The sequence below is a fragment of the Arthrobacter sp. SD1074B genome (genome assembly GCF_056780195.1).
Window position 1 is genome coordinate 3295382 of sequence record NZ_JBRAZT010000001.1, and the last position, 26728, is coordinate 3322109.

22 protein-coding genes and 1 pseudogene are annotated in these 26728 nt (G+C 67.5%); 10 read left to right on the forward strand and 13 right to left on the reverse strand.

What is annotated here, in order from left to right:
* Positions 1-30: 30 nt before the first annotated feature.
* Entirely contained in the window at positions 31-1254 is a 1224-nt protein-coding gene (locus ACUYM2_RS15335; RefSeq protein WP_481600827.1) for an acetoin utilization protein AcuC, read from the reverse strand.
* A 103-nt stretch (positions 1255-1357) separates the two neighbouring features.
* Between ACUYM2_RS15335 and ACUYM2_RS15340 the strand changes: the two genes are divergently transcribed.
* Entirely contained in the window at positions 1358-2791 is a 1434-nt protein-coding gene (locus ACUYM2_RS15340) for a TrkH family potassium uptake protein (RefSeq protein WP_481600828.1), read from the forward strand.
* 40 nt (positions 2792-2831) lie between these two features.
* Positions 2832-3470, forward strand: a complete 639-nt coding sequence (locus ACUYM2_RS15345) for a potassium channel family protein (RefSeq protein ID WP_026539112.1) — start codon at positions 2832-2834, stop codon at positions 3468-3470.
* Positions 3471-3496: 26 nt separating this feature from the next.
* On the opposite strand, the gene ACUYM2_RS15350 is transcribed toward ACUYM2_RS15345, so the two are convergent.
* The 8 genes from ACUYM2_RS15350 to ACUYM2_RS15385 form a co-directional block, all read right to left on the reverse strand.
* Entirely contained in the window at positions 3497-4411 is a 915-nt protein-coding gene (locus tag ACUYM2_RS15350) for a carbohydrate kinase family protein (RefSeq protein WP_481600829.1), read from the reverse strand.
* A gap of 108 nt (positions 4412-4519) precedes the next feature.
* The gene (locus tag ACUYM2_RS15355; protein WP_481600830.1) at positions 4520-5104 is read right to left on the reverse strand and encodes an HhH-GPD-type base excision DNA repair protein; all 585 of its coding nucleotides are present in this window, start codon (positions 5102-5104) and stop codon (positions 4520-4522) included.
* 32 nt (positions 5105-5136) lie between these two features.
* Positions 5137-5994, reverse strand: coding sequence for a pyrroline-5-carboxylate reductase (gene proC, locus ACUYM2_RS15360; RefSeq protein WP_481600831.1), 858 nt, complete (start codon positions 5992-5994; stop codon positions 5137-5139).
* A gap of 226 nt (positions 5995-6220) precedes the next feature.
* Positions 6221-6610, reverse strand: a complete 390-nt coding sequence (locus ACUYM2_RS15365) for a YciI family protein (RefSeq protein WP_481600832.1) — start codon at positions 6608-6610, stop codon at positions 6221-6223.
* A 90-nt stretch (positions 6611-6700) separates the two neighbouring features.
* Positions 6701-7720, reverse strand: a complete 1020-nt coding sequence (locus tag ACUYM2_RS15370) for a Ppx/GppA phosphatase family protein (RefSeq protein ID WP_481600833.1) — start codon at positions 7718-7720, stop codon at positions 6701-6703.
* Positions 7721-7777: 57 nt separating this feature from the next.
* Positions 7778-8227, reverse strand: coding sequence for an SseB family protein (locus ACUYM2_RS15375; protein ID WP_481600834.1), 450 nt, complete (start codon positions 8225-8227; stop codon positions 7778-7780).
* Positions 8228-8273: 46 nt separating this feature from the next.
* Positions 8274-11012 carry a type I DNA topoisomerase gene (gene topA, locus ACUYM2_RS15380; protein ID WP_481600835.1) on the reverse strand — a complete coding sequence of 913 codons (2739 nt, stop codon included), beginning with the start codon at positions 11010-11012 and terminating at the stop codon, positions 8274-8276.
* Positions 11013-11491: 479 nt separating this feature from the next.
* On the reverse strand, positions 11492-11998 hold the full coding sequence (locus tag ACUYM2_RS15385; RefSeq protein ID WP_481600836.1) for a DUF2243 domain-containing protein: 507 nt from the start codon (positions 11996-11998) through the stop codon (positions 11492-11494).
* Positions 11999-12184: 186 nt separating this feature from the next.
* Here ACUYM2_RS15385 and ACUYM2_RS15390 point away from each other — a divergent pair, with 186 nt between their 5' ends.
* The 3 genes from ACUYM2_RS15390 to ACUYM2_RS15400 all read left to right on the forward strand — a co-directional run bounded on the left by ACUYM2_RS15390 (position 12185) and on the right by ACUYM2_RS15400 (position 15752).
* Positions 12185-12565, forward strand: a complete 381-nt coding sequence (locus ACUYM2_RS15390; RefSeq protein ID WP_481600837.1) for a LuxR family transcriptional regulator — start codon at positions 12185-12187, stop codon at positions 12563-12565.
* A gap of 212 nt (positions 12566-12777) precedes the next feature.
* Positions 12778-15294, forward strand: coding sequence for a molybdopterin oxidoreductase family protein (locus ACUYM2_RS15395; RefSeq protein WP_481600838.1), 2517 nt, complete (start codon positions 12778-12780; stop codon positions 15292-15294).
* Entirely contained in the window at positions 15291-15752 is a 462-nt protein-coding gene (locus tag ACUYM2_RS15400) for a hypothetical protein (protein ID WP_481600839.1), read from the forward strand. Before ACUYM2_RS15395 ends, ACUYM2_RS15400 begins: the two co-directional genes overlap by 4 nt.
* 208 nt (positions 15753-15960) lie before the next feature.
* Here the strand turns inward: ACUYM2_RS15400 and ACUYM2_RS15405 are convergent, their stop codons facing one another.
* Positions 15961-17298, reverse strand: coding sequence for an ABC transporter substrate-binding protein (locus ACUYM2_RS15405; RefSeq protein WP_481600840.1), 1338 nt, complete (start codon positions 17296-17298; stop codon positions 15961-15963).
* Between the two features lie 238 nt (positions 17299-17536).
* Here ACUYM2_RS15405 and ACUYM2_RS15410 point away from each other — a divergent pair, with 238 nt between their 5' ends.
* From ACUYM2_RS15410 to ACUYM2_RS15420, 3 genes are all read left to right on the forward strand, one after another.
* Positions 17537-18502 (forward strand): carbohydrate ABC transporter permease, encoded by a 966-nt coding sequence (locus ACUYM2_RS15410; RefSeq protein ID WP_481600841.1) that lies wholly within the window; start codon positions 17537-17539, stop codon positions 18500-18502.
* A complete protein-coding gene (locus tag ACUYM2_RS15415) occupies positions 18502-19452 on the forward strand; it encodes a carbohydrate ABC transporter permease (protein WP_481600842.1) in 951 nt (316 codons plus the stop codon). Before ACUYM2_RS15410 ends, ACUYM2_RS15415 begins: the two co-directional genes overlap by 1 nt.
* A 206-nt stretch (positions 19453-19658) precedes the next feature.
* On the forward strand, positions 19659-20585 hold the full coding sequence (locus ACUYM2_RS15420; protein WP_481600843.1) for an SRPBCC family protein: 927 nt from the start codon (positions 19659-19661) through the stop codon (positions 20583-20585).
* 127 nt (positions 20586-20712) lie between these two features.
* Here ACUYM2_RS15420 and ACUYM2_RS15425 read toward each other — a convergent pair whose 3' ends face one another.
* Entirely contained in the window at positions 20713-21372 is a 660-nt protein-coding gene (locus tag ACUYM2_RS15425; protein WP_481600844.1) for an ArsR/SmtB family transcription factor, read from the reverse strand.
* A gap of 187 nt (positions 21373-21559) precedes the next feature.
* Between ACUYM2_RS15425 and ACUYM2_RS15430 the strand changes: the two are divergent.
* A pseudogene (locus ACUYM2_RS15430) lies at positions 21560-22732 on the forward strand (MFS transporter); the annotation flags it as partial.
* 30 nt (positions 22733-22762) lie between these two features.
* Here the strand turns inward: ACUYM2_RS15430 and ACUYM2_RS15435 are convergent.
* Positions 22763-24412: a DUF7059 domain-containing protein gene (locus ACUYM2_RS15435; RefSeq protein ID WP_481600845.1), complete on the reverse strand. Its 1650-nt coding sequence runs from the start codon at positions 24410-24412 to the stop codon at positions 22763-22765.
* A 70-nt stretch (positions 24413-24482) separates the two neighbouring features.
* Positions 24483-25250: a MerR family transcriptional regulator gene (locus ACUYM2_RS15440; protein WP_481600846.1), complete on the reverse strand. Its 768-nt coding sequence runs from the start codon at positions 25248-25250 to the stop codon at positions 24483-24485.
* A 275-nt stretch (positions 25251-25525) separates the two neighbouring features.
* Here ACUYM2_RS15440 and srmL point away from each other — a divergent pair, with 275 nt between their 5' ends.
* Positions 25526-26680, forward strand: coding sequence for a PheS-related mystery ligase SrmL (srmL, locus tag ACUYM2_RS15445; protein WP_481600847.1), 1155 nt, complete (start codon positions 25526-25528; stop codon positions 26678-26680).
* Positions 26681-26728: the final 48 nt, after the last annotated feature.

Consider the following 26728-nt stretch of genomic DNA (forward strand, 5'->3'; position numbering starts at 1 on the left):
GCGCCCGGCCCGGCGGCCTGGACGTGCCGCCTAATCGAACCAGGGATCCAGCCCGTAAAGCGGAAAAACTTCCTTGCGGGTGGCCATGACGGTGCGGTCCACCTCGTCGTTGGGATCGAAGCCGACTTCCCAGGAACGCCACCAGAGGTCCACGTCGTCGCCCATCACCGCGGGCGGCGCAACGCCGTACTTGGCCCCGTACTTGTCCTGCACGTACTGCCGCCAGTCCTCCGGCACGGGGGTCCGCAGCGGGACCGGGCGGCCGGCCGCAATGGCGATCAGGTGGCTCCAGGAGCGCGGGACCACGGTGATGACGTTGTAGCCGCCGCCGCCGGTGGAAATCCAGCGGTTGTCGCAGTAGCGGGCCGCGAGGTTGCCGATGGCGGTGGCGGCCTCACGCTGTCCGTCGACGCTGATGTTCAGGTGCGTGAGCGGATCCAGGCGGTGCGAGTCGCAGCCGTGCTGGCTGACGATCACCTCCGGTTCGAAGGCGCCGACCAGTTGCGGAACCACCGCGTGGAAGGCCCGCAGCCAGCCCGCGTCCCCGGTCCCGGCCGGAAGCGCGACGTTGACCGCGCTGCCCTGGGCGTTCGGGCCGCCGATCTCGTTCGCGAAGCCGGTGCCCGGGAACAGTGTCAATCCGGTTTCATGCAGCGAGATCGTGAGTACCCGCGGGTCGTCCCAGAAGATGCTCTGCGTCCCGTCGCCGTGGTGCGCGTCGACGTCGACGTAGACGACCCGCTGCACCCCGCCGTCGAGCAGCCGCTGGATGGCCAGGGCGGCGTCGTTGTAGATGCAGAAGCCGCTGGCCCGCTCGCGGGAGGCGTGGTGCATGCCGCCGCCGAAGTTTACGGCCCGGACCGCGCTGCCGTCCAAGATGGCCGCGGCCGCGAGCAGCGATCCGCCGGCGAGCCGGGCGCTGGCCTCGTGCATGCCAGCGAAGGCCGGGTCGTCCTCGGTTCCGAGGCCGCGGCCCAGGTCCGGAGTGCCAGGATCAGCGCTGACCCGGCGCACGGCGGCGACATAGTCCGCGCTGTGCACGGTACCGAGTTCCTCGTCGGTGGCCACCCAGGGAGCGGCCACGCTCACGTGGTCCAGGTCCAGGAGCCCCAGGCTGCGGGCCAGCCGCGCGGTGAGTTCCATCCGCTCCGGCGCCATCGGGTGGCTGTGGCCAAAGTTGTAGGCCGTCATGGCAGAGTCCCACACCACCGTCGTCGGCAGGGCGGTCTGAGCGAGTCCGGGGAGGAATGTCATCAATCACAGGCTACCGGAGCGCACCGCCCCGATCCCCCGTCGTTGCGCGGAATATAGTGGTTTACTACTGAAGGACGCCGTTTCAACCGAGGACAAGCCGCACATGACGCAAAGCCAGTCGAGGTCAACGAGCCCGGCCAGCTGGCACCCCGGCCAGCCGGAGCGCGAGGGCCTGTGGATCTTTACCCGGCTGCGCGACTTCGTGGACGACATCGCCAACACCTCCCCGGCTCGCCTGGCCGTCTCTGCCTTCGCCGTCGTCGTCCTGGTCTTCACCACCCTGCTCTCCTTGCCGGTGTCCTCCGCCACCGGGCAGGCGACGCCGCTGCACCAGGCCCTCTTTACCGCGGTGTCCGCCGTGTGCGTGACCGGGTTGACCGTTGTGTCCACGGCCGTGCACTGGTCCTTCTTCGGCCAGCTCGTGATCCTGGTTGGCATCTTCGTCGGCGGCCTCGGGACCTTGACCCTGGCGTCGCTGCTGGCGCTGATGGTCAGCAAGAAACTTGGTGTCCGCGGAAAGCTGATTGCGCAGGAGGCCATGAACAACGCCGGCCGCCTCGGCGAGGTGGGCACCCTGCTGCGGATCGTCATCGTCACCTCCGTCGTGATCGAGGGCGTGCTGGCCGCGATGATGATTCCGCGGTTCCTTGCGCTGGGCGAGAGCTTCGGACAGTCCGTCTGGCACGGCGTGTTCTATGCCATCTCCGCTTTCAACAACGCCGGCTTCACGCCCCACTCGGACGGCATCGTGCCCTACGAGACGGACCTGTGGATCCTGATCCCACTAATGGTCGGCGTCTTCCTGGGCAGCCTCGGCTTCCCGGTTGTGATGGTGCTGCAGCAGAACGGGCTGAACTGGAAGAAGTGGAACCTGCACACCAAACTGACCATCCAGGTCTCGCTGATCCTGCTGGCCGCCGGCACCGTGCTCTGGGGGCTGATGGAGTGGGAGAACATTCGCACCATCGGCGGCATGAACCTGGCCGACAAAATCACGCACTCGCTCTTCGCCTCGGTGATGACGCGCTCGGGTGGCTTCAACCTGGTGGACCAGAACCAGATGGACTCGACCACCATGCTGCTGACCGACGCGCTAATGTTCGCCGGCGGCGGCTCGGCGTCGACCGCCGGCGGCATCAAGGTCACCACCATCGCGGTGATGTTCCTGGCCATCGTCGCCGAGGCCCGTGGTGACGCGGATGTGAAGATCTACGGCCGAACCATCCCGGAGGGGACCATGCGGGTGGCCATCTCGGTCATCGTCGCCGGTGCCACCCTGGTGGCGGTCTCGGCCCTGCTGCTGCTGCAGATCAGCGGCGCTTCGCTGGACCGTGTGCTGTTTGAGACGATATCCGCGTTCGCCACCGTAGGCCTGAGCACCAACCTCAGTGCCGAGCTGCCCCCGGCCGGCGTCTACGTCCTCACCGCCCTGATGTTTGCCGGCCGCGTCGGCACCGTCACCCTCGCAGCTGGGCTGGCGCTGCGCCAGCGCAGCCAGTTGTACCACTACCCGGAAGAGAGACCGATCATTGGCTAGTTCCTCAGGCGCCGTCAACCGTCCCGCCCACAACGCGCCCGTGCTGGTGATCGGACTGGGCCGCTTCGGCGCATCCACCGCAGAACAGCTGGTCAAACAGGGCCGCGAAGTGCTGGCGATCGAACGCGACCGAAACCTGGTGCAGAAGTGGGCCAGCGTGCTGACCCATGTGGTGGAGGCCGACGCGACCAACATCGACGCCCTCCGCCAGCTCGGCGCGCAGGAGTTTAGTTCCGCCGTCGTCGGCGTGGGCACCTCGATTGAATCTTCGGTGCTGATCACGGTCAACCTCGTGGACCTCGGCATCGAGCACCTGTGGGTGAAGGCGATCACGCCCTCGCACGGCAAGATCCTGACCCGGATCGGCGCCAACCACGTCATCTACCCGGAGGCCGATGCCGGTGTCCGCGCCGCGCACCTCGTCTCCGGCCGGATGCTGGACTTTATCGAGTTCGACGACGACTTCGCGATCGTGAAGATGTACCCGCCGCGGGAAACCGTGGGTTTCACCCTGGACGAGTCGAAGGTGCGCTCCAAGTACGGCGTCACGATCGTGGGCGTGAAATCCCCCGGCGAGGACTTCACCTACGCCCGCCCGGAGACCAAGGTTTCCTCGCGGGACATGCTCATCGTCTCAGGCCACGTGGACCTGCTCGAACGGTTCGCCGCGCGGCCCTAGGACGGGCCGCCTGGGCCCGTCGGGAATCAACGCCCGACTGCGGGGTGAAGGTGCCGGCTCTCGAGCGCAACGCGGGCCTGCACTGCCGCTCCCTTGAGGGAATCAGCGATGGATGCCCCGCCCAGGGTCGCGCCCAGAAACCCGGCCAGGAAGGCGTCGCCGGCCCCATTCGTGTCCACAACAGCCGCGGGAACCGCAGCAACCTCATGCCGCGTTCCGTCCGATTGCAGCGCGATCGCTCCTTCTGCGCCACGGGTGCACACAGCCAGGCGGGGTCCCCGGGCAACGCAGGAGCGCATCAGCTCCCATGGGTCGTCAGTCCGGTCGTCATTCATGAAAACAACCTCCGCCGCGCGCAGGAAGGGCTCGTGGAAGGCAGAAGATCCGTCATAGTCGTGAAGGTCCACCCATAGGGGTGTCTGCCGGACCTCCTCGCGTTCAAGCAACAGCACGCCTAGTTCGCTCAGGTCAATGACGGCGAGATCCGCAGCAGCAACCACCGCGCCGGCAGCGTCCAGCTGCTCCGCCGTAGGGGTGGAAGGCAACGCGACGTAAAGGGACACCCGGCCGCCCTCCTCGGTCATGAGGTTGACGTGGCGTTCGGTGCGGTCAGAAGCAATCGCTTCGACAGTGACGCCAGCCGTGCCGAGGGCATGGAGCACCAGCCCGCCCGCATCGTCCGCCCCAAGAGGCGAGCACAGGCGCACGTCGATGCCGACGTCCGCCAGGTGCAGAGCCTTGCCCGCGGAGGTGCCCCCGACCGTCTCCCAGGAGCGCTGCGCAAACTGCATGTGCGGAACCGGCTCGGGAAGGTGGTCAAGCAGGATGAGCAAATTCCACGCGGCGGGGCCGCAGACAGCGACCACGGAGTCGTTCCGCCGGTCATTTGGTGTTGCTCCGTCGAGGCTCTTGCGGCCGTCATGAGTTGCGTCGTCGTCCATCACAGGCCAATCAAACGCCAACTTCCTCCCGACGGCAACGTTTGCTGCCGATAGCGAAGCACCCCCGCCGCCGGGCGCACCCGCGCCCGGCGGGTCAGGCCCGCCGGGTCAGGCTCCGGCGGTCTTCGCCGCCTTCGCGGCGGCTTTGGCTGCCTGTTTGCTGGCCCGCACCTTGCCCAGCGACTCCGGGTCCACAATGTCCGCGACGGACAGGAAAGCGTTCTCCTGGCCGTAGTGGCCGGCAGCCTCGCGCCAGCCTTCCGCCCGGAGTCCGCACTGCTTTCCCAGCAGGGCCAGGAAGATCTTCGCCTTCTGCTCGCCGAACCCCGGCAACGCCTTAAGCCGGCGCAGCACCTCCGGCCCGTCGGGGTCGCCCTGCGTCCAGATGGCGGTAGCGTCGCCGCCCCAGTCGCTGTGCACCGTCTCAGCGAGGGCCTGGACGCGGCCGGCCATTGATCCGGGAAAACGGTGGACGGCCGGGCGCTCTTTAAACATCTCGACAAACTCCTGCGGATCGTACACGGCGATCGCGGCGGGCTCCAGAGACCCGATGCGCGTCCGGATCTTCTCCGGACCGGCAAAAGCCGATTCCATCGTCACCTGCTGGTCGAGCAGCATGCCGGTGAGCAGCGCAAACGCGTCCTCGCTGAGTAGTTTGTCCGCCGCGGGGTCCCCTGTGATGTGCAGTTCCATGGGTCCTATCCTGCCACCCGGTGCGGCCGGGGTCATGGCCGGCGGTTGGCTTCCGGCTGGCCGAGCTGCCGGGTGATCTCCGCGGCCCGCTCGGCGGCGGCCCGGGCGCCGTCGGCGATGATCGCGGGGAGGCCGCGCTCATCAAAGGTGGCGATTGCGCGTTCGGTGGTGCCGTTCGGGCTGGTCACGGCCTTGCGCAGCGCTGTCGGGTCGGCCCCCGGCTCGGCGAGCATGAGCCCGGCACCGGCGACCGTTTCGCGGGCCAGCAGCAGCGAGAGCTCGGCGTCCAGGCCCAGCTCGACGCCGGCGGCCGCCATCGCCTCGGCCAGGTAGAAGGCGTACGCCGGGCCGGAGCCGCTGATCGCGGACAGGGCGTCCACCTGTTCCTCGGCCACCTCGACGACGGTGCCGACGGCGGCGAAGATGTCCTTCGCCTGCTGCAGCTGCTCGTTCGAGCAGTGGGTTCCGGGCGAGACGGAGACGACGCCGCGGCCCAGTTTGGCCGGCGTGTTCGGCATCGAGCGGATCACCGGCTGTCCGGCCGGGAGCGCCGCTTCGAGCTGCGCCAGGGAGACCGCGGCAGCGACGCTGACGACGATGGTGTCCGGTGAGAGCGAGCCGCTGATTTCGCGGGCAAGTTCTGCGATTCCCACGGGTTTGACGCCCAACACCACGACGGCGGCGCCGGTGGCGGCCTGGCTGTTGTTCTCCGGTTCTTCCTCGCCGGCGATAGCCGTGATGCCGTGGTGCCGCTCGGCCAGCTCGGCGGCCCGTTCGGCGCGCCGGACGGTGGCGACGATGTCCGCGGGGTCCGTTCCGCCCGCGATCATGCCGCCCATGATTGCCTCGTTCATTGACCCACAGCCCAGGAATGCGATTCGGTTGCTCATTGACCCATCATTGCAGTCCGCCCCGATTCACAGCCAGCTCACATCCTCAGCGCAGCTTGCTCCCAAACTCGGCTAATAACGTAGGAACTGCCTCATTGAGGGTGCGAGTGATGATATGGCAGTCATGCGGATGTCTGCCCGGCACCGGTGGTCTGCAGCGGGTTTCCCCCATTTTCCCGCAGCAGACCGCCGGTGCCTTTTGCGCTCGCTGGCTCCCGCCGCCCGGCTAGTGCTGAAGGGGCCGCACTTCGATGGGAAGGGTGGTCGCGCGGGCCAGCTTCCCGGCCCAGCCGAGGGCGGCGTCGAGGTCCGGCGCCTCGATGACCGTGAATCCGCCGAGGTGCTCCTTCGTTTCGGCGAACGGACCGTCTGTTACGAGTGTCTGGTCCCCCTGCTGCCGCACGACCGTGGCGGTCTGCGTGGGATGCAGTCCCGCGGCGAAGACCCAGGCACCGGCGGCCTTCATTTCCCGGTTCACCGCTTCAAGGTCCCGCATGATGGGCGCCAGGACGTCTGCGGCCGGGGCGGGGCCGACGGGCTGGTAAACGCTGAGCAAGTACTGTGCCACGATGCTGTCCTCCTTGAGGATCGGGCCGGCCGTTTGCGGGCCCTTCACCTTGTCAACGAACGGGGTGCGTCCGGAACGACACGTCGGAGCCGGGCTTTCCGTGCCGGGACGGACAAGGCCGGCCGGAGCCGGCCGACGTCAGGGCGCGTCCAACGCCTCGACCCCGGGAGCCTGCGGCTCGGCGGGCTCGTCGGTCTGGATCACGTGGGGCGCGGGCTGCAGCGGGCCCTCGAAAATGAGCTGGTCGAGCCGGCGCAGGATCAGGCCCTCCCGGAGGGCCCAGGGGCAGATCTCCAGGCTCGGAAACTCGAACATTTCCAGGGCCGCTTCGGCCACGAGGGCGCCAGCCAGAAGCTGCGGGGCACGCGCTTCGGAAACACCGGGAAGGTTCAGCCGGTCCTCCACCTCCATGGCAGAGATGCGTTGCGCCCACAGGCCGAGGTCCGTGGCGAACAGTTCCCGCTTGACGTAGGGCCCGGCGCCGCTTGGCGCGGCCCCGGCGATGCGCGCCAGGGAACGGAAGGTCTTGGAGGTTCCGGCTACGTGGTTGGCCTTCCCAAGCTTCGCGAAGTCGCGCACCGCAGGCTTAAGTGTGGCCCTGATGTAGCGGCGAAGCTCCTTGACACTTTTGGCCGAAGGCGGGTCCTCGGCGAGCCAGTCCCGGGTGAGCCGGCTCGCGCCGAGCGGGACCGACATCGCAAGTTCGGGGAGTTCGTCCTCCCCGTATGCCATTTCGAAGGAACCGCCGCCGATGTCCAGGTTCAGCACGGGTCCCGCGCCCCAGCCGTACCAGCGGCGGACGGCGAAAAACGTCATGGAGGCCTCTTCGCTGCCGGTCAGTTCCCGCAGCGTAACGGTGGTCTCATGTTTGACCCGGGCCAGGACGGCGGGTCCATTGGTGGCCTCGCGGATGGCCGAGGTGCAGAATGCCAGCAGGTCTTCGGCCTTGTGCTTGGCTGCAAACTCCCAGGCCTCCAGCACGAACTCGATCAGCTCATGCTGGCCGGCGTCGTTGATGCCGCCGTCGCTCTCAAGGAACTGCACGAGGGAAAGGGGCCGTTTATGCGACGCGAACGGGACCGGGCGCGCGCCGGGGTGGGCGTCCACGAGGAGCAGGTGGACAGTGTTGGACCCAATATCGAGGACGCCTAGCCGCATGCTGCCATTATTCCCCCGGGAGCCCGGCCCGCCTAACGGACCGGGCCGGTTCCGCGGCTAGACCTGACTGTCGTCTGGGGCCGCTTCCGACTCCTCCTCGGACGGCTTGAAGTCCCGGCGTATATTCGCCACGCCCTCCGGATCGATTTCGAAACCGTAGACGGCGCCGGGATTGATCACCATGCCCAGCTGGTCGCCGAGGTTGCCGATGATGGCCGACCCCTGGGTGCCGAGCACGTTCGGCGCCGCGGCGAGGTACTGCTCCGCCACCCGGCTGGGGTGCGAGAAGACGGCCAGCACGGGCTCGCCCGAGGCGTTGGCGAGCACCAGCGGCTCCACCTGGGAGTCCGGTCCGTCGATCGTGTCGGAGCTGACAATGTAGACCTCGTTGTTGAGGAAGGACAGGATGACGTCCACCGGGTTGGCGTCCGGCTGCTCCCCCCGGGCAAGCTTCTCTTCGAGGTCGTTGAGCGGCTGGAGATCCATGGGTTCTGGCTGTTCAGTCATGGTCCTACTCGATCACGTAGCGCCCCGGTCCGCAAACGGCGTACCCCTATTTTTTGGCGACGGCCTTGCGCGCGGGCGCCTTGCGGGCCGTCGTCGTGCGCTTGACCGGGCCCTTGGCGCGCTTTTCGGCGAGGAGTTCGACGGCGCGTTCCCGGGTCAGCTCCTCGATCGCGGTGCTGCGCGGCACTGTGATGTTGGTGACGCCGTCGGTGATGTACGGGCCGAAGCGGCCTTCCTTCACCACGATGTTCTTCTCCGAGACCGGGTCCGGGCCGAATTCCGCCAGCGGCGGGACGGCGGCGCGGGCACCGCGTTGCTTGGGCTGCGAGTAGATCTCCAGCGCCTGTTCCAGCGTGATGGTGAAGATTTCCTCCTCCGAACCGATGGAACGGGAGTCCGTGCCCTTCTTCAGGTAAGGGCCGAAGCGGCCGTTCTGTACCGTGATCGGGTTGCCCTCGGCGTCCTGGCCGAGGACCCGGGGCAGGCTCATCAGCTGCAGGGCCTCGTCCAGGGTCACAGTGTCCACACTCATGGAGGCGAACAGCGACCCGGTGCGCGGCTTGGCCTTGACGGGCTTCTTCGGCGGCTTCGGTTTGCCGTTCTTGTAGTACTCCACCGGCTGGTTGGCGAGCTGCTCCTCGGTCATCTCCGGGATGATCTCGGTGACGTAAGCACCGTAGCGGCCGTTCTTGGCCACGATGGTGTGCCCGGTGTGCGGGTCCGTGCCGAGTACCCGCTCCTCCGGGGCGGCGGTCTCCATCAGCTCGACGGCCTTGGCAGCGGTCAGCTCGTCCGGGGCCAGGTCCTCGGGGACGTTGGCGCGGGCGGACTCGATGACTTCGCCGGTCTTCGGGTCCACGGTCGGGACCGAGCTCTCCAGGTACGGCCCGAACTTGCCGACGCGCAGGGTGATGCCCTCGGTGATGGGGATGGAGTTGATCTCACGGGCGTCGATCTCGCCGAGGTTGTTCACGATGCTCAGCAGACCGGGCTCGGAGTCCTCACCGAAGTAGAAGTGCTTGAGCCAGGCGGGCCCGGCTTCCTGGCCGTTGGCGATCTTGTCCAGGTCGGCTTCCATGTCCGCCGTGAAGTCGTAGTCCACATAGTCGTGGAAGTGCTGTTCGAGCAGCCGGATCACGGAGAACGCGATCCAGCTCGGCACCAAGGCGGAACCCTGCTTCCGGACGTAGCCACGGTCCTGGATGGTGGAAATCGTGGAGGCGTAGGTCGACGGGCGCCCGATGCCCTTCTTTTCCAGTTCCGCGGTCAGGGAGGCTTCGGTATAGCGCGGCGGCGGCGAGGTTTCGTGCCCGACGGCAACGATCTCCGACGCCGTCAGGGCGTCGTCCTTGGCCACGTTGGGCAGCCGGCGTGCTTCCTCGGATTCCTCGTCCCCGCGGCTCTCGTCCTTGCCTTCTTCGTAGGCCGCGAGGAAGCCCGGGAAGGTGATGACGGTACCGGAGGCGGAGAATTCGGCGTCCCGGCCGGCGGCCGCGCCGCCCACAGTGACGGCGCCGAGCCGGATGGTCGCGGTGGAGCCCTTGGCGTCGGCCATCTGGGAGGCCACGGTGCGCTTCCAGATCAGCTCGTAAAGGCGGAATTCGTCGCCGGAGAGCTGCTTGGCGACCTGCGCCGGGGTGCGGAAGGAGTCGCCGGCGGGGCGGATGGCCTCGTGGGCTTCCTGCGCGTTGGCCGCCTTGCCGCTGTAGACGCGGGGCGACTGCGGCACGTACTCGGGGCCGTACAGCTCGGAGGCCTGCCGCCGCGCGGCGGTGATGGCCTCGTTGCTCAGGGCGTTCGAGTCCGTACGCATATACGTGATGTAGCCGTTTTCGTACAGGCGCTGGGCCACCTGCATCGTGCTCTTAGAGGAGAAACGCAGCTTGCGGCCGGCCTCCTGCTGCAGCGTGGAGGTGGTGAACGGCGCCGCGGGGCGACGGGTGTAGGGCTTGGTGTCGACGGAGCGGACGCGGAAGTCCGCTTTCTGCAAGCCGGCGGCCAGGGCGCCGGCGAGTTCCTCGTTCAGGTGCACGACACCGCGCGAGGTGAGTTCGCCGTCGTCGTTGAAGTCCCGACCGCTGGCGACCTTGGAGCCGTCGACTGCGGCCAGTTTCGCCTTGAAGGAGCCGGATTCCGCGCCGAACTGGCCGGTCAGGTCCCAGTAGGAAGCGGATTTGAAGGCCATCCGCTCGCGTTCACGGTCCACCACCATGCGGGTCACGACGGACTGCACGCGGCCGGCGGAGAGCCCGCGGGCCACCTTGCGCCACAGCACCGGGGAAATCTCGTAGCCGTAGAGGCGGTCGAGGACACGGCGGGTTTCCTGCGCGTCGACCAGGTCCTGGTCCACGTCGCGCAGGTTGTCCATGGCGCGGTGAATGGCTTCCTTGGTGATTTCACCGAAGGTCATCCGGTACACCGGAACCTTGGGCTTGAGGACTTCCAGCAGGTGCCACGCGATGGCCTCGCCCTCGCGGTCCCCATCGGTTGCGAGGTAGAGCGCATCAGCGCCCTTGAGGTGGGCCTTGAGTTCAGCGACCTTTTTCTTCTTGTCCGGAGACACCACGTAATACGGCTTGAAATCGTGTTCAATGTCGACGGCGAACTTGCCCAGCGGCGTTTTCTTCAGTTCCGCGGGGAGCTCGGAAGGCTGCGGAAGGTCGCGGATGTGACCGATGGAGGCCTCAACGATGAAACCCTCGCCCAGGTACTTGGCGATGGTCTTGCTCTTGGCGGGAGACTCCACAATCACGAGTTTCTTGCCGGTGGGGGCCTTGCTTGGCACGGTGCTCCTACAGAAAAAGGTTGCTCGGGCAGATGCGCCCATACCCGCCTAGTTCACCATATTTTGCAGATTCCCGCGCATCCGGGCCCGAAAGCCACCCTTGCCGGGACCGTAACTAATGGCTCGCCCGGGGGAGCCAGCACCCGGACTCGTTCTCTTCCGAACCGGAAAACACCTTTGCAGAGCGCTTGGTGGGGTGGTTATCTGAAGGCATGAGCGATCAAGGAGCACCCGACCCAAGTGACTTGCCTGCCGATGAGCACCTGCGGGACGATGTCTTGCCCGCATCCGATCCTGAACCCCTTGGCGACGGACAACGCAGCTTCGCCCCCGGGCCGACCAACGCCGGACAGCAGGTAGGCGGTCTGGCGTCCGCAGTGGATTACGGGAAAGAACAGGATCCGGATTCCCGCGGGGATACCAACAACCCGGTGTGAGCACGACGCCGGCGGCTGCGTCACCGCACGCCCGCGCTGGCCCTACCGCCCTCCACTCGGTGATCGACCGCCCCGCCGATGGAGGGCGAGGCCGCCGACGATCAGCAGGAGCCCGAGGGCGAGGAACCCGACATCCCAGGTCCACGGCCCGCCCAGGTCATCGCGTACGTGGTGGATCTGCAGCAACTGGTGGTTGACCAGGCCTTCAACCACGTTGAAGATCCCCCACCCGGCCAGCACCAGGCCGAAGTGGAATCCCCAGCTGGGCGCCTTGCGGCCCCGGCGCCAGGACGCGATGGCTGCCGCTGAGCCGGCCACCACCATCACCCAGCTCCCGAGATGGAAGATGCCGTCGGCCAGCGTGTTCACTTCGAGGCCCTCGACCGTTGAAACCGGGAAGTCCTCGACGTGGCTGACCATGTGATGCCACTGCAGGATCTGGTGCAGGAGGATCCCGTCGACGAAACCGCCCAGACCCAGGCCAAGCAGGAGACCCGCCCACCGTGAGGGCGCCTCCTGCCGCTCCGCCGGCAAAGCTCGAACGTTCATGCCTTACCGCCTCCTCTGGACAAGTGCATCGTCGTTTCTGTTGGGACCCGGTCCGTGCCGGCGGCTCTGGCCGGTACACGCATTCAAAGTTATAGTAAGCACGCTGATGATTTGCCACAAGGCACGACGACGTACTCACCGGGCATCCCGGTCCCGTGCCTGCAGTTGCTTGATAAGGAGAATCCGATGCGACCCTATCTAAGTTCAGTCCTCGCGGCGCTGGCCCTCTGCGCAGCCCTTGTCCTGCCGGCCGGTGCCGCCGCCGCCTCGGTCGGCAGCGCGTCGGCGCCCCCGGCCCATCTAAGTTCCGGCACGACGCAGCCCAATCCGTCGGGTTCCCCCTCCACCCCTGGTCCGGTGGATCCCGGAACCGGCGAGACTCCCGGCGCCAAGGAAACCCGCGTCGATTACGCGCCGTACGTCATCGCCGCAGTCGTCGTCCTGGCCCTGGCCGCGGCGGCACTGGCGTGGCGCCGCGCCAAGGGCGGCCCATCGTCGAGGAATATCCGCCGCGGAGACCAGGACTCCAGCGAAAGGTCCCCGGATGATCGCCGTTCTGATCATTGACCTGCAGGATGCGTTCTTCAAAGATCCGGTGCCTCAAGGCCAGGTAGGGGATGTTGTTGTTGCCTGCAACCGGCCGATCACGGCGGCGCAGGGGTGCGGATCCGCCGCACGCAGCAGGCCCTGTACGCAGCGGCCACATGCTGATAAAGCTTGATCGAGGCAACTACCCTGCCCGGGGCAGGTCGGGCGAAGGAAGGACTGGGAGGACGAGCATGGTTGACCGGATTGCCGACATTTGGGGCACAAGGACCCCGTATCCCCGGGACGGGCTGTGGCCGGTGCGGGTGGACCAGACGCTGGGCGAAGGTATCACCGAGGACGACGTCGACCGCTGGGTCCAGTCCGCGTGCGTGCTGTGCAGCAACGGCTGCGCCTGCGACATCGCCGTCAAGGACGGCGCCATGGTCGGGATCCGCGGCCGCGCCGGTGATCTGGTCAACCACGGCCGCCTCGGTCCCAAAGGCCTGTTCGCCAGCTGGCAGGGCGTGTCCCACCGCGAGCGGCTCAAGCGGCCCTTGATCCGCGAGAACGGCAGGCTGGTCGAATGTGACTGGGACACGGCGATGAACCGCATCACCGAGCGCAGCAAGCAGCTGCTGCGGGAACGCGGACCGCTCAGCCACGGTTTCTATACGAGTGGCCAGCTGTTCCTTGAGGAGTATTACGCCTTGGCCGTCATCGGGAAGGCCGGCATCGGGACCCCGCATATGGACGGCAACACCCGGCTGTGCACCGCGACGGCGGCGGCAGCGTTGAAGGAGTCCTTCGGAGCGGACGGACAGCCCGGCTCCTACACGGACATCGACAGTTGCGACGCGATCTTCCTCTACGGACACAATATGGCCGAGACGCAGACCGTGCTGTGGTCTCGGGTGCTGGACCGCATCGCCGGACCGGACCGGCCCAAGGTCGTGTGCGTTGATCCGCGCGAAACGGAGGTCGCCCGCCAGGCCGACGTCCACCTGGCCGTCCGGCCCGGCACCAACCTCGCCCTCATGAATGCCGTTGTCCACGAGGTCCTGGCGAACGGCTGGCTCGATGAAGAGTACGTGAACGAGCACACGGTCGGGCTGGAGGAACTGAAGGCCACCGTCCAACCCTGGACGGCGGAGGCAGCGGCCGCGGTCTGTGACGTAAGCGCGGCGGACATCCGGGAGGCCGCCCGGATCTTCGGCACCTCGGCCCGCGTGCTGTCCACCGTCCTGCAGGGCTTCTACCAATCCGCACAGGCCACCGCCGCCTCCTGCCAGGTCAACAACCTGCACCTGCTCCGCGGGCTGCTGGGGCGGCCCGGATGCGGGATCCTGCAAATGAATGGCCAGCCGACCGCGCAGAACAACCGCGAGTGCGGCGCGGACGGGGACCTTCCCGGCTTCCGGAACTGGGAGAACCCGGAACACATCCGGGAACTTGCCGAGCTCTGGGACGTGGACCCCTTGGTCATCCCGCACTGGGCGCCACCGACGCATGCGATGCAGATCTTCCGTTACGCCGAACAAGGCTCCATCGAGTTCCTCTGGATTTCGGCGACCAACCCCGCGGTCTCCATGCCGGATCTGCCCCGGATCCGGGACGTCCTGGCCAAACCCGGGCTGTTCCTGGTGGTGCAGGACCTGTACCTGACCGAGACAGCCCAGGCCGCCGACGTCGTCCTGCCCGCTGCTGCCTGGGGTGAGAAGACCGGGACCTTCACGAACGTCAACCGCATCGTCCACCTCTCGGACAAGGCCGTCGAACCGCCCGGCGAAGCGCGGAGCGACCTGGAAATCTTCCTCGACTACGCTCGCCGGATGGAGTTCGCCACCTTGCAGGGCGAACCGCTGCTTCCGTGGGCAGGCCCCGAGGACGGTTTTGAGGCGTGGAAGGAATGCTCCCGTGGCCGGCCCTGCGACTACACCGGCATCAGCTACGACCGGCTTCGCGGCGGCAGCGGCATCCCGTGGCCCTGCAATGAAGAGAATCCGGACGGCCGCGAACGGCTCTACGCGGACGGTGTCTTCCCCACCGGCCCGGACTACTGCGAAAGCTACGGGCACGACCTGCTGACCGGCGCGACCGTTGGGTCCGAATCGTTCCGCGCCAGCGTCCCGCCGGGCCGGGCCGTCCTGAAAACCGCCGATTACTCCCCTCCGCATGAGGAACCCGACGGCCAGTACCAGCTGCGGTACACCACCGGCCGGACCGCCTACCACTTCCACACCCGGACCAAGACCGGGCGCTCCCGCCCCCTGACGAAGGCCGCCCCCAGTGCGTGGGTGGAACTGGGCCCGGACGATGCCGAGCGGTTGGGGATCGTCGAAGGCGACCTCGTCCGCGTGACTTCGCGGCGCGGCCGGATCGAAGTCCCGGTCCGGGTCAGCGACATCCGAAGCGGCACCGTCTTCGCCCCGTTCCACTACGGCTACTGGGACCAGGGTGGCTCGCCGGGGGAACACCCGACGGCTGCCAACGAACTCACCCTCACCGAATGGGATCCGGTCTCGAAACAGCCGGTCTTCAAGAATGCGGCCGTCAAGGTGGAAAAGATCGGCGAGGGTACCGGCCCCGCACCGGCGCCGACCACGACTGCGTCCCGTCCCGCCGCGGCGGTGGGACGGGACGTGCGGCCCACTGCCGGCGGCAGCGAGGCCCAGGCCACGGAGCTGGTCGGCGCTGGCACGCCGCCCAGCTTCCCCGAAGCCATCAACTCTGGCGCCACCAACCGCGGCGGACAGGACGGTCGGCGATGAACCTGAACATCTACCTGGGCATGCTTCACCAGGCCGAAACCACCCTCGCGGAGTCCTTCCGCCAGGTGGCGGCGGGCCATGGTGCTGAACCGGATGTGCATTTCCTCTGCCACACCCTCGCGCAGCAGTGCGAGGAGCACGGCCGCCTGCTGCTCCCCGTGGTGCAGCGGTACGGCGAGGTCCTGTCCGACGACGAGCCGGAGCGCCTGCATGCCGAGGGACTTTCCAGCACGCGCAGTGGACCAGTGGGGCTCTTGCGGGACCTCCAGGACCTTTACCTGCTGGCCAGCCTCGTCGACATGACCTGGACCATGGTGAAACAAGCCGGCTCCGCGCTTCGCGACCGCGAACTGCTCGACGTTGTGGCCCGGTGCGACGGGGAGACCTCGGTGCAACTGCGCTGGTTGCAGACGCGGATGAAACAGGCAGCACCCCAGGCCCTGATCGCGGCGCGCTGAGGGCTAAGAGCGGAAGGTATCCGTCCCTGGCCATGACGCCGCCGCTGCTGAAGCGGCTCGAAACACGTTGAAGCGCGGGCTGGGGGTTGAACATGCTCCCTGGCACCAAGCCGGCCGTCGCACGCTCAGCCGCTGGGGCGCCCGGCACAGTGAGGGGCGCCCCCGCATGGAGCGCCCCTCATATTCCCGTTCCGGCAGCCTTCCGCCCCTAGGAGCCGGCCTGGTCAAACGCCCGCTTCGCGGCGGCCTGGGCGTCGGCAAGGGCTTTGTCGGGCGTCTTCGTACCGAGCAGGGCGGAGGCGATGGCGTTGTTGACCTCCGTCTTGATGGTCTGGCCAGCCGGCGAAGCTCCGAGCGACTTTCCGGCCGGGAGGACTTCGTAATAGGTCGCGATGGTCTTATCGAATCCTGCATTGCCGCTGGCCTTGACGAACTTGTCCCTGATCAGCTTGTCCGCGGACGGAGAGCCGGTGAAGAGCCCCGTGTTTATGCCGCCGGGCGTTGACGAGATCTTCTCCGCCCTGGCAGCACCGGCCGCGGACCAGGCCTCGTCGGTGACCAACGACGTCATCCACGCGCACGCGGCGTCGGCGTTCTTGGCCCCGGCGGGGATCACGAAAGAGGTTCCCCCGGCCACCGTGAAGGGCTTGCCGTCCTTGCCCTTGAAGGGAACGGCGGAAATGTTGAGCGACTTCGAGTACGGCGCGAGGACGTTGACATACCACTGGGCGTCGACCTGCGCGCCGACCTGGTTTTTGACGAACTGGTTGTCCTTTCCGAAGGTGTCGAACGAGTCGCTGAAGCTCTTGGCCTTCGCGTAGCCGCCCTGGGCGTCGTAGATCCCCTTCAGGAAGGTCAGTGCCTTGATGTTCGCAGGGTCATCCAGGGCAGGGGCCCCCTTGTCGTCCATGAGCTTTCCGCCTTGGCCCAGGATCCAGAGCTCGGCCTGGCCGCCGGCCACCGGATCGAAGCCCAGCGTTACGGGATTGCTTCCGCTGGACTTGTAGGCCTTGGAAACAGCGTCGAGGAGCTTCGCCTTGTCCGAGGTGTCGATGTCTTCCGGGGCAACGCCGGCGGCTTGCAGGACGTCCTGGTTGAGGATGATGGCAGCCGGCTGGTAGAACTGCGGAACGGCCCACACCTTGTCCTGGTAGGTGACCTGCTGCGTGACCGCTGAATAGAACTGCTTGGCCGGGTCCATGCCGTGCGCCTTGAAGCACCCGTCCAGCGGCTTGATGAGGCCCTGCGCGGCGTAGGTGGCGACGAAGGCCCTGTCCATCTGGACCACGTCGGGCACGGTGCCGCTGGCGGCCCGGGTGGTGAACTTCTGCGCGTCAAAGGGTGTCTGGTCCATGGTGATCTTGACGTCGGGAAGCTGCTCCCCTGCGAACTTCATCCGCGCCTTGCCGACGTCGTCAGCGTTGTCGAAGGCCCAGGCTGTCAGCGCCCCGGATGCTTCCCTCTTGAAATCAGCCGTTTCCGCGGGGGACGCGCCGCCCCCGCCGCAGGCAGTCAGACCCCAGACTGCCAGAGCCAGAACCGCCACACTCTTTTCCCGAACCCGCATCTGAATCCTCCCCAGTTCCAATTTCAGGGTCTTCGCGGCATCTCTTCGTCACCGGAAAACCTTCGGTCAAACGCCCTTTAACTGCCAAACTGTAAGTAAGCTTGCTAAATCGAAAGCTAGCCGAAGCTGCCGGTGGACGCAAGGGACCCGCCACGGGTCCCCGAAGGTCGCCGCACCTCTGCTTCGCGCTGGAAAAAATCCAGAACGGGGGTCATTGGTGGGAGCTAACGCATCGGTGCAGGTCGCGTCGCGCAAGGCCACGCGCGGCGGTCGCCCGGCACGGAACAAATACAACCGTCGTGAGGCGATCGCCGGCTACTTGTTCATTTCGCCGTGGATCGTCGGTTTTGTTGTGTTTATGCTCGGCGCCATGGTCTATAGCCTGGTGATCTCTTTCAGCCGTTATAACCTCGCCACCAACGTGGCGCGGCCCGCCGGGGTTACCAACTACGCCCTTCTCTTTGACGATCCGAAGGTGGCCGTGTCGCTGGCCAACACCCTGTTTTACGCCGTCTTGGCCGTGCCGTTGGAAATTTGCGTCGCTCTGGGGCTGGCGCTCTTGTTGAACCAGGTGGGGCGTGGTGCCGGGATTTTCCGCACCGTTTACTACCTTCCGAAGATGACGCCTTCCGTGGCCACCGCGGCAGTGTTTTTGCTCCTGCTGAACGGAAACACGGGGGCCATCAACCAAGCCCTCGGATTCTTCGGAATAACCGGCCCGCAGTGGCTGATTGATCCGGCCTGGGTGAAGCCGTCGATCGTGCTGATGACCCTGTGGGGGGTCAGCGGCACCATGGTCATCTTCCTGGCGGCGCTCAAGAGTGTCCCGAAGGATCTTTACGAGGTAGCGGCTTTGGACGGCGCCGGTCCTGTCCGGAAGTTCCTCTACATCACAGTGCCGATGATTTCGGGGGCCATCTTCTTCAACGTGATTGTCCTGACAATCGCGGCGCTCCAGGTCTTCGATCAGGCCTATCTCCTTTTCTGGAGGGACCAGACCAGTTCATCGCCGGAGGCGTCGCTGTTTTACGGGATCTACCTTTTCCAGCAGGCGTTCCGGGAATTCAACTTCGGGTTCGCGGCAGCCATGGCGTGGGTGCTGTTCGTTTTGATCCTGCTGATCAGCCTCGTTCAGGTGAAAATCGGGAACAGGTTCGTCTACTACGAAGGGGAGAAACGCTGATGGCAACCACACGGACCCAGCCGGCCGCAGAGTCATCGGGCGTCGCCCCTACACGGGACGATGAGAAGCTGCCCGTCGGACGGCGGACGCGCCGAAAGACGCCCAGCCCGCGGAGCGCAGGAGCCCGCTTGCTGCTTTGGACGGTGTTGATCCTCATCAGCGGGGCTTTCCTTTATCCGCTCGTGTGGCTCATTGCCGCGAGCCTGAAGCCCCGCGCCGAAGTGTTCGACAATGCCCTCATCCCCCGCACCTTTTCGCCGCAGAACTACGTTCAGGTGTGGGACCAATTACCGTTGGTCCACTGGGTGACCAACAGTTTCCTGATCGCCGTCCTCGCCGCCTCACTGGTCACCATTTCCAGCGCCATGGTCGCCTTCGGTTTCGCCTACTTCCGCTTCCCGGGCCGCAACTTTCTCTTCGGCCTCGTTCTGGCCACCATGATGCTCCCCGGTGCGGTGACGATGGTCCCGCAGTATTTGATCTGGAAAAATCTCGGCGTCCTCGGCACCTGGATCCCGCTATTCGGGATGAACCTCTTTGGCTCAGCGTTCTACATCTTCCTGCAACGGCAGTTCTTCCTTGGACTTCCGCGTGAGCTCTTCGAGGCGGCACGGATCGACGGGGCCAGCTACTTCGGACTCTTCCGGCGGATAGCCCTGCCGTTGTCCATTCCCTCGCTCGTAGTGATCTTCATCTTCGAGTTCCAGGCAAGCTGGAACAACCTGCAGTCCGCGCTGATCTACCTCAACGCCGGATCGGTGGAGGGCTTCACCGCCCCGTTGGGAATCGCCTACGCCATGACCAAGTACAGCCCCACCAACGGCGGCCAGGGAGACTACCAGTACGTCATGGTCGCCACCCTCCTGATCACGTTGCCCATGTTGATTCTCTTCGCCTTCGGGCAGCGGCACTTCATCGAAGGCGTCGCCACCGAGGGCCGGAAAGGCTGACCAAGGGCATTCGCGCCCGATATCCCCGGCCCGCGTTGCGGGCCTGCCACCATCAGTCCCCGGCACTGTGCGTCCCGGTGGATGGGGGGCGATCCCGGCTGCTCGCAGGCGGAAAACCTCTGGCCGGATCACCGACCCGAGGATATAGTAAGCCTACTGATGACTAGTTCATCACTGTCGATCCCGATCCAATCGAAGGAGACACCGTGAGCACCAAAGTTGAAAAGCGAATCCTGGTCAACGTCCCCGTCAGCGTGGCCTATAACCAGTGGACGCAGTTCGAGGAATTCCCCCACTTTATGAGCGGGGTGAAGAGCGTCAAACAGCTAAGCGACGACCGGCTTGAGTGGACCGCAGAGATCGCCGGGGTCCGCAGGCAATGGGAGGCCCGCATCCTGGAGCAAGTTCCGGACCGGAAGGTGGCGTGGGCCGCGACCGACGGCGCCACCAATGCAGGGGCGGTCACGTTCGAAGATCTTGGCGGCGGCCAGACGTCCGTCCAGCTGTCCCTCGAATATGAGCCGGAAGGCGTCGTCGAAAAAGTAGGCGACAAGCTCAACATCGTGGAACAGCAGGCCGAGAACGACCTTAACCGCTTCAAGGCTTTCGTCGAAGACGAGGCCTACGCGACGGGCGCATGGCGCGGAACCGTCGGGGAGGGCGTTGCGGGCAGAACGCCGGGAGTTGAGGCGGCAGGGGCCTCGCGCGGGGACAGCGGCAAGGCCGGGGTCTCGGGCAAGGTGATCGCCGGCGTCGGGCTGGCTGCAGCGGCCGCCGCCGGCGTTGCCGCGGCAACCGGGCGCAAAGACACCGCCGAAGGCACTGCAACCGGGAAACCCGCGGCGCCAGCACCCACTTCCGTGCCGCCGACAGGCACCTCAGGAAGCGTGTTCCCGGGCGAGGGGCTGCCCACGAGCGGGGAGCTGGGCTACGACTCGGGCACCGTGGCAACCGGGTCGGTCGGACGGTCCGATGCCAAGCCCTTCGACCAGACCAACGGCCTTGTGGATACCGAGGGGGATTCTGACGGGACAGCCATGAGCGACACCTTGAGCGCGGCCGACCGTGAGGCCGAGATCAAACGCGGCTCGGGCCCGGTTCCACCCGCTGGCGGGAGCCTGGGTCAGCACTGAGCGAACGCCGGCGCCTGCTTGACAGTCAGGAAGCCTTCGCGCCCGAGTTCGTGGACTCGGCCGGAGGCTTCCTGCCGGAACGCGCCCCTCGGCAAGGACACTGCTACCGATGGGGTCACCGGACCGGTCAGTCGCGGGCGGCCTTGCCCCGGTCGTCCGGAATCATCGACCACATGGTCGCCATCCGCTCCGCACCCTCGGGCACCCGGTCCGGGTCCTCGAGCTCATAGTCCCTGAGGAGATCGAAGAGCCGTTCGTTCAGCTCCGCACGCTGCCCTGGCGTCAGGTACAGCAGGTTGCTGGCCAGCACCACAGAGGACGTTCCGTCCACGGCTTCCCCGCGCTGGCGCTGCTCGTCCCGGGTCCTGGCATAGGCGTTGACGCGCCGGCGATAGGCATCCAGCTCAAGATCGAGCACAGCAAATTCCGGGCTCGCCACGCCGCCGCCCGAATTGATCGTGAAGTCGGTCCCGGCTGCTTTCCAGCGGCGCTCCCGGGCATCGCCGGCGGTGGCGGCCGGCACCACGATGCCCCATTTCTGCAGGGCGCGCAGGTGGTAGCTCATCGCACTCGGGGTCAGGCCTGTCTGGGCGGCGAGCTCGGTGGCCGTCCGGCTGACCTGGGTGGAATACAGCTCCGAAATGACCTCCAGCCGCGCGGCGTGGGCGAGCGCCCGGATCGCCTTCGGGTCGGTTATTTCGACCTTTTTTTCCGGGCGCGGCCTGCGCTTGGCGGGCGGCGCGGCGGTGTCAGCGGACGGCTCCGCCTTTGGGGTTTCTGCATTCACCCTCCCAGTCTACCGAGGCGCGCCAAACTATGAAAGAAATGCTTGACACTGATTCCCGGGGCGGGATACTTTGCTCTTTATGAAACAGATACTTCATAAGTCGCCGGGCCCGGCCGGTGTGCCTTCGCTCTGGCGCAACCACGACTTCCTGCTCGCCAGCAGCTCCCGTTTCCTGGCCACCGCCGGTATGGGGGCCGTCGTCGTCAGCGTGATGCTGCACCTGCAGAACGTCTCGGCGGCCGGGCCGACGGCGGCTGCCGGGCCGTGGCTTGTGGCGGGCTACCTGCTGTGCTCGGCGCTGCCGCTGGTGTTGCTGGCGCCGTGGGCCGGCCGGCTCGCGGACACCAGGGATTCCCGGACCCTCGCGACGGTGTCCTCCGTGGCCAGCGCCGCCGCCGTGGCCGGGATGGGCGTGGGCCTGCAGTACCTGGACAACCACATTCCCGTGTTGTTTGCCATGACGTTCCTGCTGGACGCCGCGCAGGCCGTGGCAGGGCCGACGTGGCAGGCGCTGCTGCCCCGGATCGTCGGGGAGGAGCGCACCCCGCGGGCGATGGGCACCATGCAGGCCACCATCATGATCGCCGGCATGGCCGGCCCGGCTGCGGGCGGGCTGCTCAGCGGCTGGGGCGGCTCGGGAATGGTGTTTGCGGTGGCGAGCGCGTGCTATCTGGCCATGGGCGTCGGCGCCCTGCTGATCCGGACCCGGCGCGGCACCGCGGCCGAATTGGCCGGCCGGGAGGGGCCGGCACTGCTGGACGGCCTGCGGCTGATCCGGCGGGACAGCCTGGTGTGGGCCCTGGTCCTCGGGGCCCTGTTCTTCATCGTGGTCGGCGAGGCTACCAACGTGCTGGAAGTCTTCCTGGCCCGCGGCGAACTCGGTGCCACCGAAACGCAGTACGGACTACTCGCGGCGGCTTTTGGCCTCGGCATGGCGGCGGGTGCCGCGCTGGCGGGCCGGATCAGGACGCCGCCGGCCCGCCTGCGGGTGCTGCTCGCCTCAATGGCGCTGACCTCGGCGTTCCTGGGGGTGATGGCCCTGGTGCCCACGGTGGGGCTGCTCTTCGTGGCGTACACGGCGATGGGTACAGCCTGCGGCGCCCTGAACGCGTGCTTTGGCGCGATCGCGATTTTGCGCATTCCGGAAAGCGGACGCGGCCAGGCGATGGCTATCATCGGCGGTATGACCCGCGCCGTCTCCATTGCTGCCCTTGCGATCGGTGGCCTGCTCGGCGCGCTGTTGCCGGTCCGGCTGAGCTTCCTGGTCACGGGGGCGGCCGGCGTGCTGGTGGCCCTGGCTGTCGCCGCCTACGTGCTGCCCCGTTTTGGCCGCGGCGGCGCGCCGGCTGCGGAGGCCCAGGCTCCAGAACCGGCGTCGGCGTCGTCCGGCTCAGGCGGGGAGCAGGAAGCCGTCGCGGACCAGATTGCCAACCTCGTCGAGGAGCCCTTGGCGGAACGCCCCGCTGTCGTAGCCCTCGTACCCGCCGAGCAGGGCGTCAAGGGCACCGATGATCTGCCCGACGGTGAGCTCGCCGTCGCACGCTGAGACAAAGCCGGCCAGTTCGGTGCTGAGCAGGTTGGTGCGTCGCAGACCGGCGCCCTGGCGCAGCAGGATGACTCCGGGGTGTTCGGCGCCGGGGCGCTGGTGCCGTTCCTCGGTAACGTCCTCGGCCACCAGCAGGTGCGCGGCCGGCAGGTCGTGGGCGGCCAGCCAGTCGGCGCGCTCGACGGCGGCGCCCAGGTGCGGGCCGACGGGCTGCTCGATCGGGTAGGTGATCTCCTCAAAGCGCCTCAGCACCGGGGAGCCCGCCGCGGGGCGCCGCAGCCAGATCATGCCGAAGCCGATGGCCTCGACGTTCCGGGACGCGAAGTCGTCCAGGTAGGCGGCATAGGACTCCTGGTAGAGCCTCCGGTCGCGGGCCTCGGAGGCATCCTGCAGCCAGGTTTCGGCGTACTGTTCCGGGCCGACCTGCTCGCGCTGGATGAACCAGACGTCCGCGTCCGGGCTGGCCCAGCCCTGGGGACGTTCGGCCCAGTCGGCGCCCGCCGGGATCTCCCAGTTGCCCAGCAGCTGGGCCGTACCGCCGGGGGCGAGGACACTCGGGAGGTCCCGGACCAGCGCGGCGACTATGTCATCGCCCGGCAGGCCGCCGTCGCGGTAGGTGAACTGGTCCGCGGAGGCCTCTCCGGCGCTGCGCGGCGTGATCACGAACGGCGGGTTGGAGACCACTAGGTCGAATTCCTCGCCCGCCACCGGATCGAGCAGCGAGCCCTGGCGAAGGCTCACCCTGGCTTCCACCTCAGCGGGGTCCAGGTGCAGCGCCGGCGCGTTGAGCATCAGGTTGAAGCGCGTGAACGCGAGTGCACGCCCGGAGATGTCGGTGGCGGTGACGTGTTCGGCGTGGTGCAGGAGGTGGAAGGTCTGGATGCCGCAGCCGGTGCCGAGGTCCAAGGCGCGGGCCACGTGCCGCCGCGCGGTGACCTGCACCAGCGTGGCGGACGCCTGGCCGATCCCCAACACGTGGTCGTGGCGCAGCACGCCGGGGCGCTGGTGGGCGGCCAGGTCGCTGGCCACCCAGAGTTCGGCGCCGCCGCTGCTGACTGTTTCTTCCCCTTGGGCGCCTTCCCCCGGGGCCCCCTCCCAGCCGTACGGCCGCAGATCCACCTTCGCTTGGACCAGGCCTTCCGCGGACGGCTCGGCGAGTCCCAATTCCAGCAAGCCCTCCGTTCCGATGGCAGGAAGGGCAGCGTCCAGAGTTGCGGCGCGCTGCGGTTCGGCCAGCAGCCAGAAGCGGACGACGGCGGCGAGCGCCGCCGTCGTCGGCTCCGCGTGGGCGGCGGCCTCGGTGGCGATCATCGCGGGGATGAGCTGGTCGCGGCTGAGGGCGCTGTGCGCGGCCGGGCCCAGCAGTCCGGCAACGCCGTCAACGGTGTAGCCGATGCGGCGCAGGTCCGCGGCCAGGCTTCCGAGCAGGTCCGGGAGGTCGCTGCGGGGCGCGTCGGGGGTGTTGCCGGCGGTGAAGGGCGTTGATGGGGTCACCGGACAAGTTTAGTGGCGCGGCCTGCCGCACGGCGCCCAGTTGTCCCCTCTCCGAAGAAGAGCGTCTGCCTCAGAGGTGTGCCTGCGCGTAGGCCTTCAGCGCGTCCCGCACGAAAGCCGCGCCGGCCGCCCCGCCGTAGTTCGCCGCAAAGCGCGGATCCGCCACGTACATGTCGCCGAGCCCGGTCACGTACTCTTTCACCTTTCCCGTGCCGTTGGCCGGGCCGGCCGGCGGGGTTCCCGGGATGCCGGTCAGCCAGTCGACGTGGCGCCGGGCCAGCTCCTGCGCTTCCGGGCTCTCCGGGGCTGCGCCGGATGCCGCCGCGGCGATCCAGTCCTCGCCCAGCTGCTTGGCATGCTGCGTCCAGTCGTCCTTTCCGGCGGCATCCATGCCGCGCCACCAGGTGTCGCTCTTCGCGTACGCGTCGTTGCCCCAGCGCTCCTCCACCTCGTCCTTGTATGAGGTGTGGTCGAAGCCGTCAAACATCTCTTCCGCCATGATTTCCCTTCCTGTCTTCAATGCCTCGAGTGTGTGCTGAACCGCGGCGACCTGCCGGGCCAGCCGGTCCTGTTCCTGCCGCAGCCATTTCAGGTGCCCGGCCAGCGCGTCTTGCGGCTCCCGTTCGTGGGCGATGACCTCGGCGATCGCCGGCAGGCCCAGGCCCAGTTCACGCAGCAGCAGGATGCGCTGCAGCCTGAGCAACGCTGCCTGGTCGTAGTACCGGTAGCCGTTCTCCCCGATGCGGCTGGGCTTGAGCAGCCCCACGGCGCCGTAGTGGCGCAGCGTCCGGCTGGTAGTGCCGGACATCTTTGCGATCTGCTGCACGGACCAGTCCATCGCTCCTCCTCCCGCGGCCGGGTTTCCGCGCCGCTATCCCGAGCCTAAATGTTGACGTTGCGTCAAGGTCAAGGGCTCTTTCAGCCGGCCGGCTCCGGCGCCCACGGCTGGCGTACGATGGACCCATGCACACGCAGCAGCGATTTATCAGCCCTCGGCCGCTTCCCGGCCGCACGGGCTTCTTGACGCGCGCCTAACTGCGCCGCCGGGGTCCGTCCGGCGCAGCGGCTGAGGGTGTTTCCCCCTCCGCCCCCTGGAACCCAAGGACCCACACCATGAAGACGTATCTCACCCTGCCCGAGCTGAATTCCGCCCTTACCGTCCGCGATCTCACCGACCCCGCCGCCGGCCCGCACGCCGTCCAGCTGCTGCTGGCGGAGGTGGTCGCCGGCCTGGAGCAGCTCTGGGATATCCCAGTGGCGACGCACCGGCACAGCCCGCTGGTGGCCACCGCCGACAACTACGACCGCCTGGGCTACTCAGCCGGCGATGTCACCCGCGACTCACGCTATTCCCGCCATGTCAGTCCCACCGTGATGCTCCGCAGCCACACCTCGGCCGGCGTCCCCGCAGTGCTGGACACGCTCCGGGCCGAGCTCGGCCACTACGACCGGCTGCACGTGTTGCCGGGTCTGGTCTACCGCCGCGATGCAGTGGACCGCACCCACGTCGGCGCGCCGCACCAGGTGGATCTGTGGCGGCTCAAGGCCCGGGGCCTGCTCGGTCCCGCGGAGCTGCACGCGGTGATGGCCGCGGTGGTGGAGGCGGTGCTGCCGGCAGCGCAGTATCCGGATGTCCAGTGGCGGTCCACTCCGGCGGAGCACAGCTACACCGCGCTGGGGCAGCAGCTGGATGTGCTGCTCACCCTGCCCGATGGCCGCCGCGAGTGGCTGGAACTGGCCGAATGCGGACTCGTCGCGGCACGGGTCCTGCACGGCTCCGGCCTGGACCCCCGCCGCTGGGCCGGGCTCGCCCTTGGCCTGGGGCTGGACCGGGCCGTCATGCTGCGTAAGGGAATCCGGGACATCCGGCTTCTGCGTTCGGCGCATCCGGAAGTTGAGGCCCAGCTGCAAGACCTGGCTCCGTACCGGCCGGTGTCGGCCATGCCGGAGGTCCGGCGCGATCTGTCCCTCGTGCTCGGCGCTGCGGAGGCCGACGTCGAACTGCTCGGCGATCTCGCCCGCACCGCCTTGGGCGGTGACGCAGAGAACCTGGCGTCACTGGAGATCCTGGCCGTGGCACCGGCAGCCGAGCTGCCGGCCGCCGCCGTAGAACGCCTCCGGCTGGCCCCGGACCAGGTGAACGTGCTCCTCCGGATGGTCCTGCAGCCGCTGGACCGGACCCTGACGGACCGGGAGGCCAACACGCTGCGTGACCGGGTCTACCTGGCGCTGCACCGGGGACGCGTGCTTGAGCTGAGTGCCGGCTAGCGTCCTGCGGACGACGGCGGTCGGGACCAGCCGGGGCCGGGGCTTCCC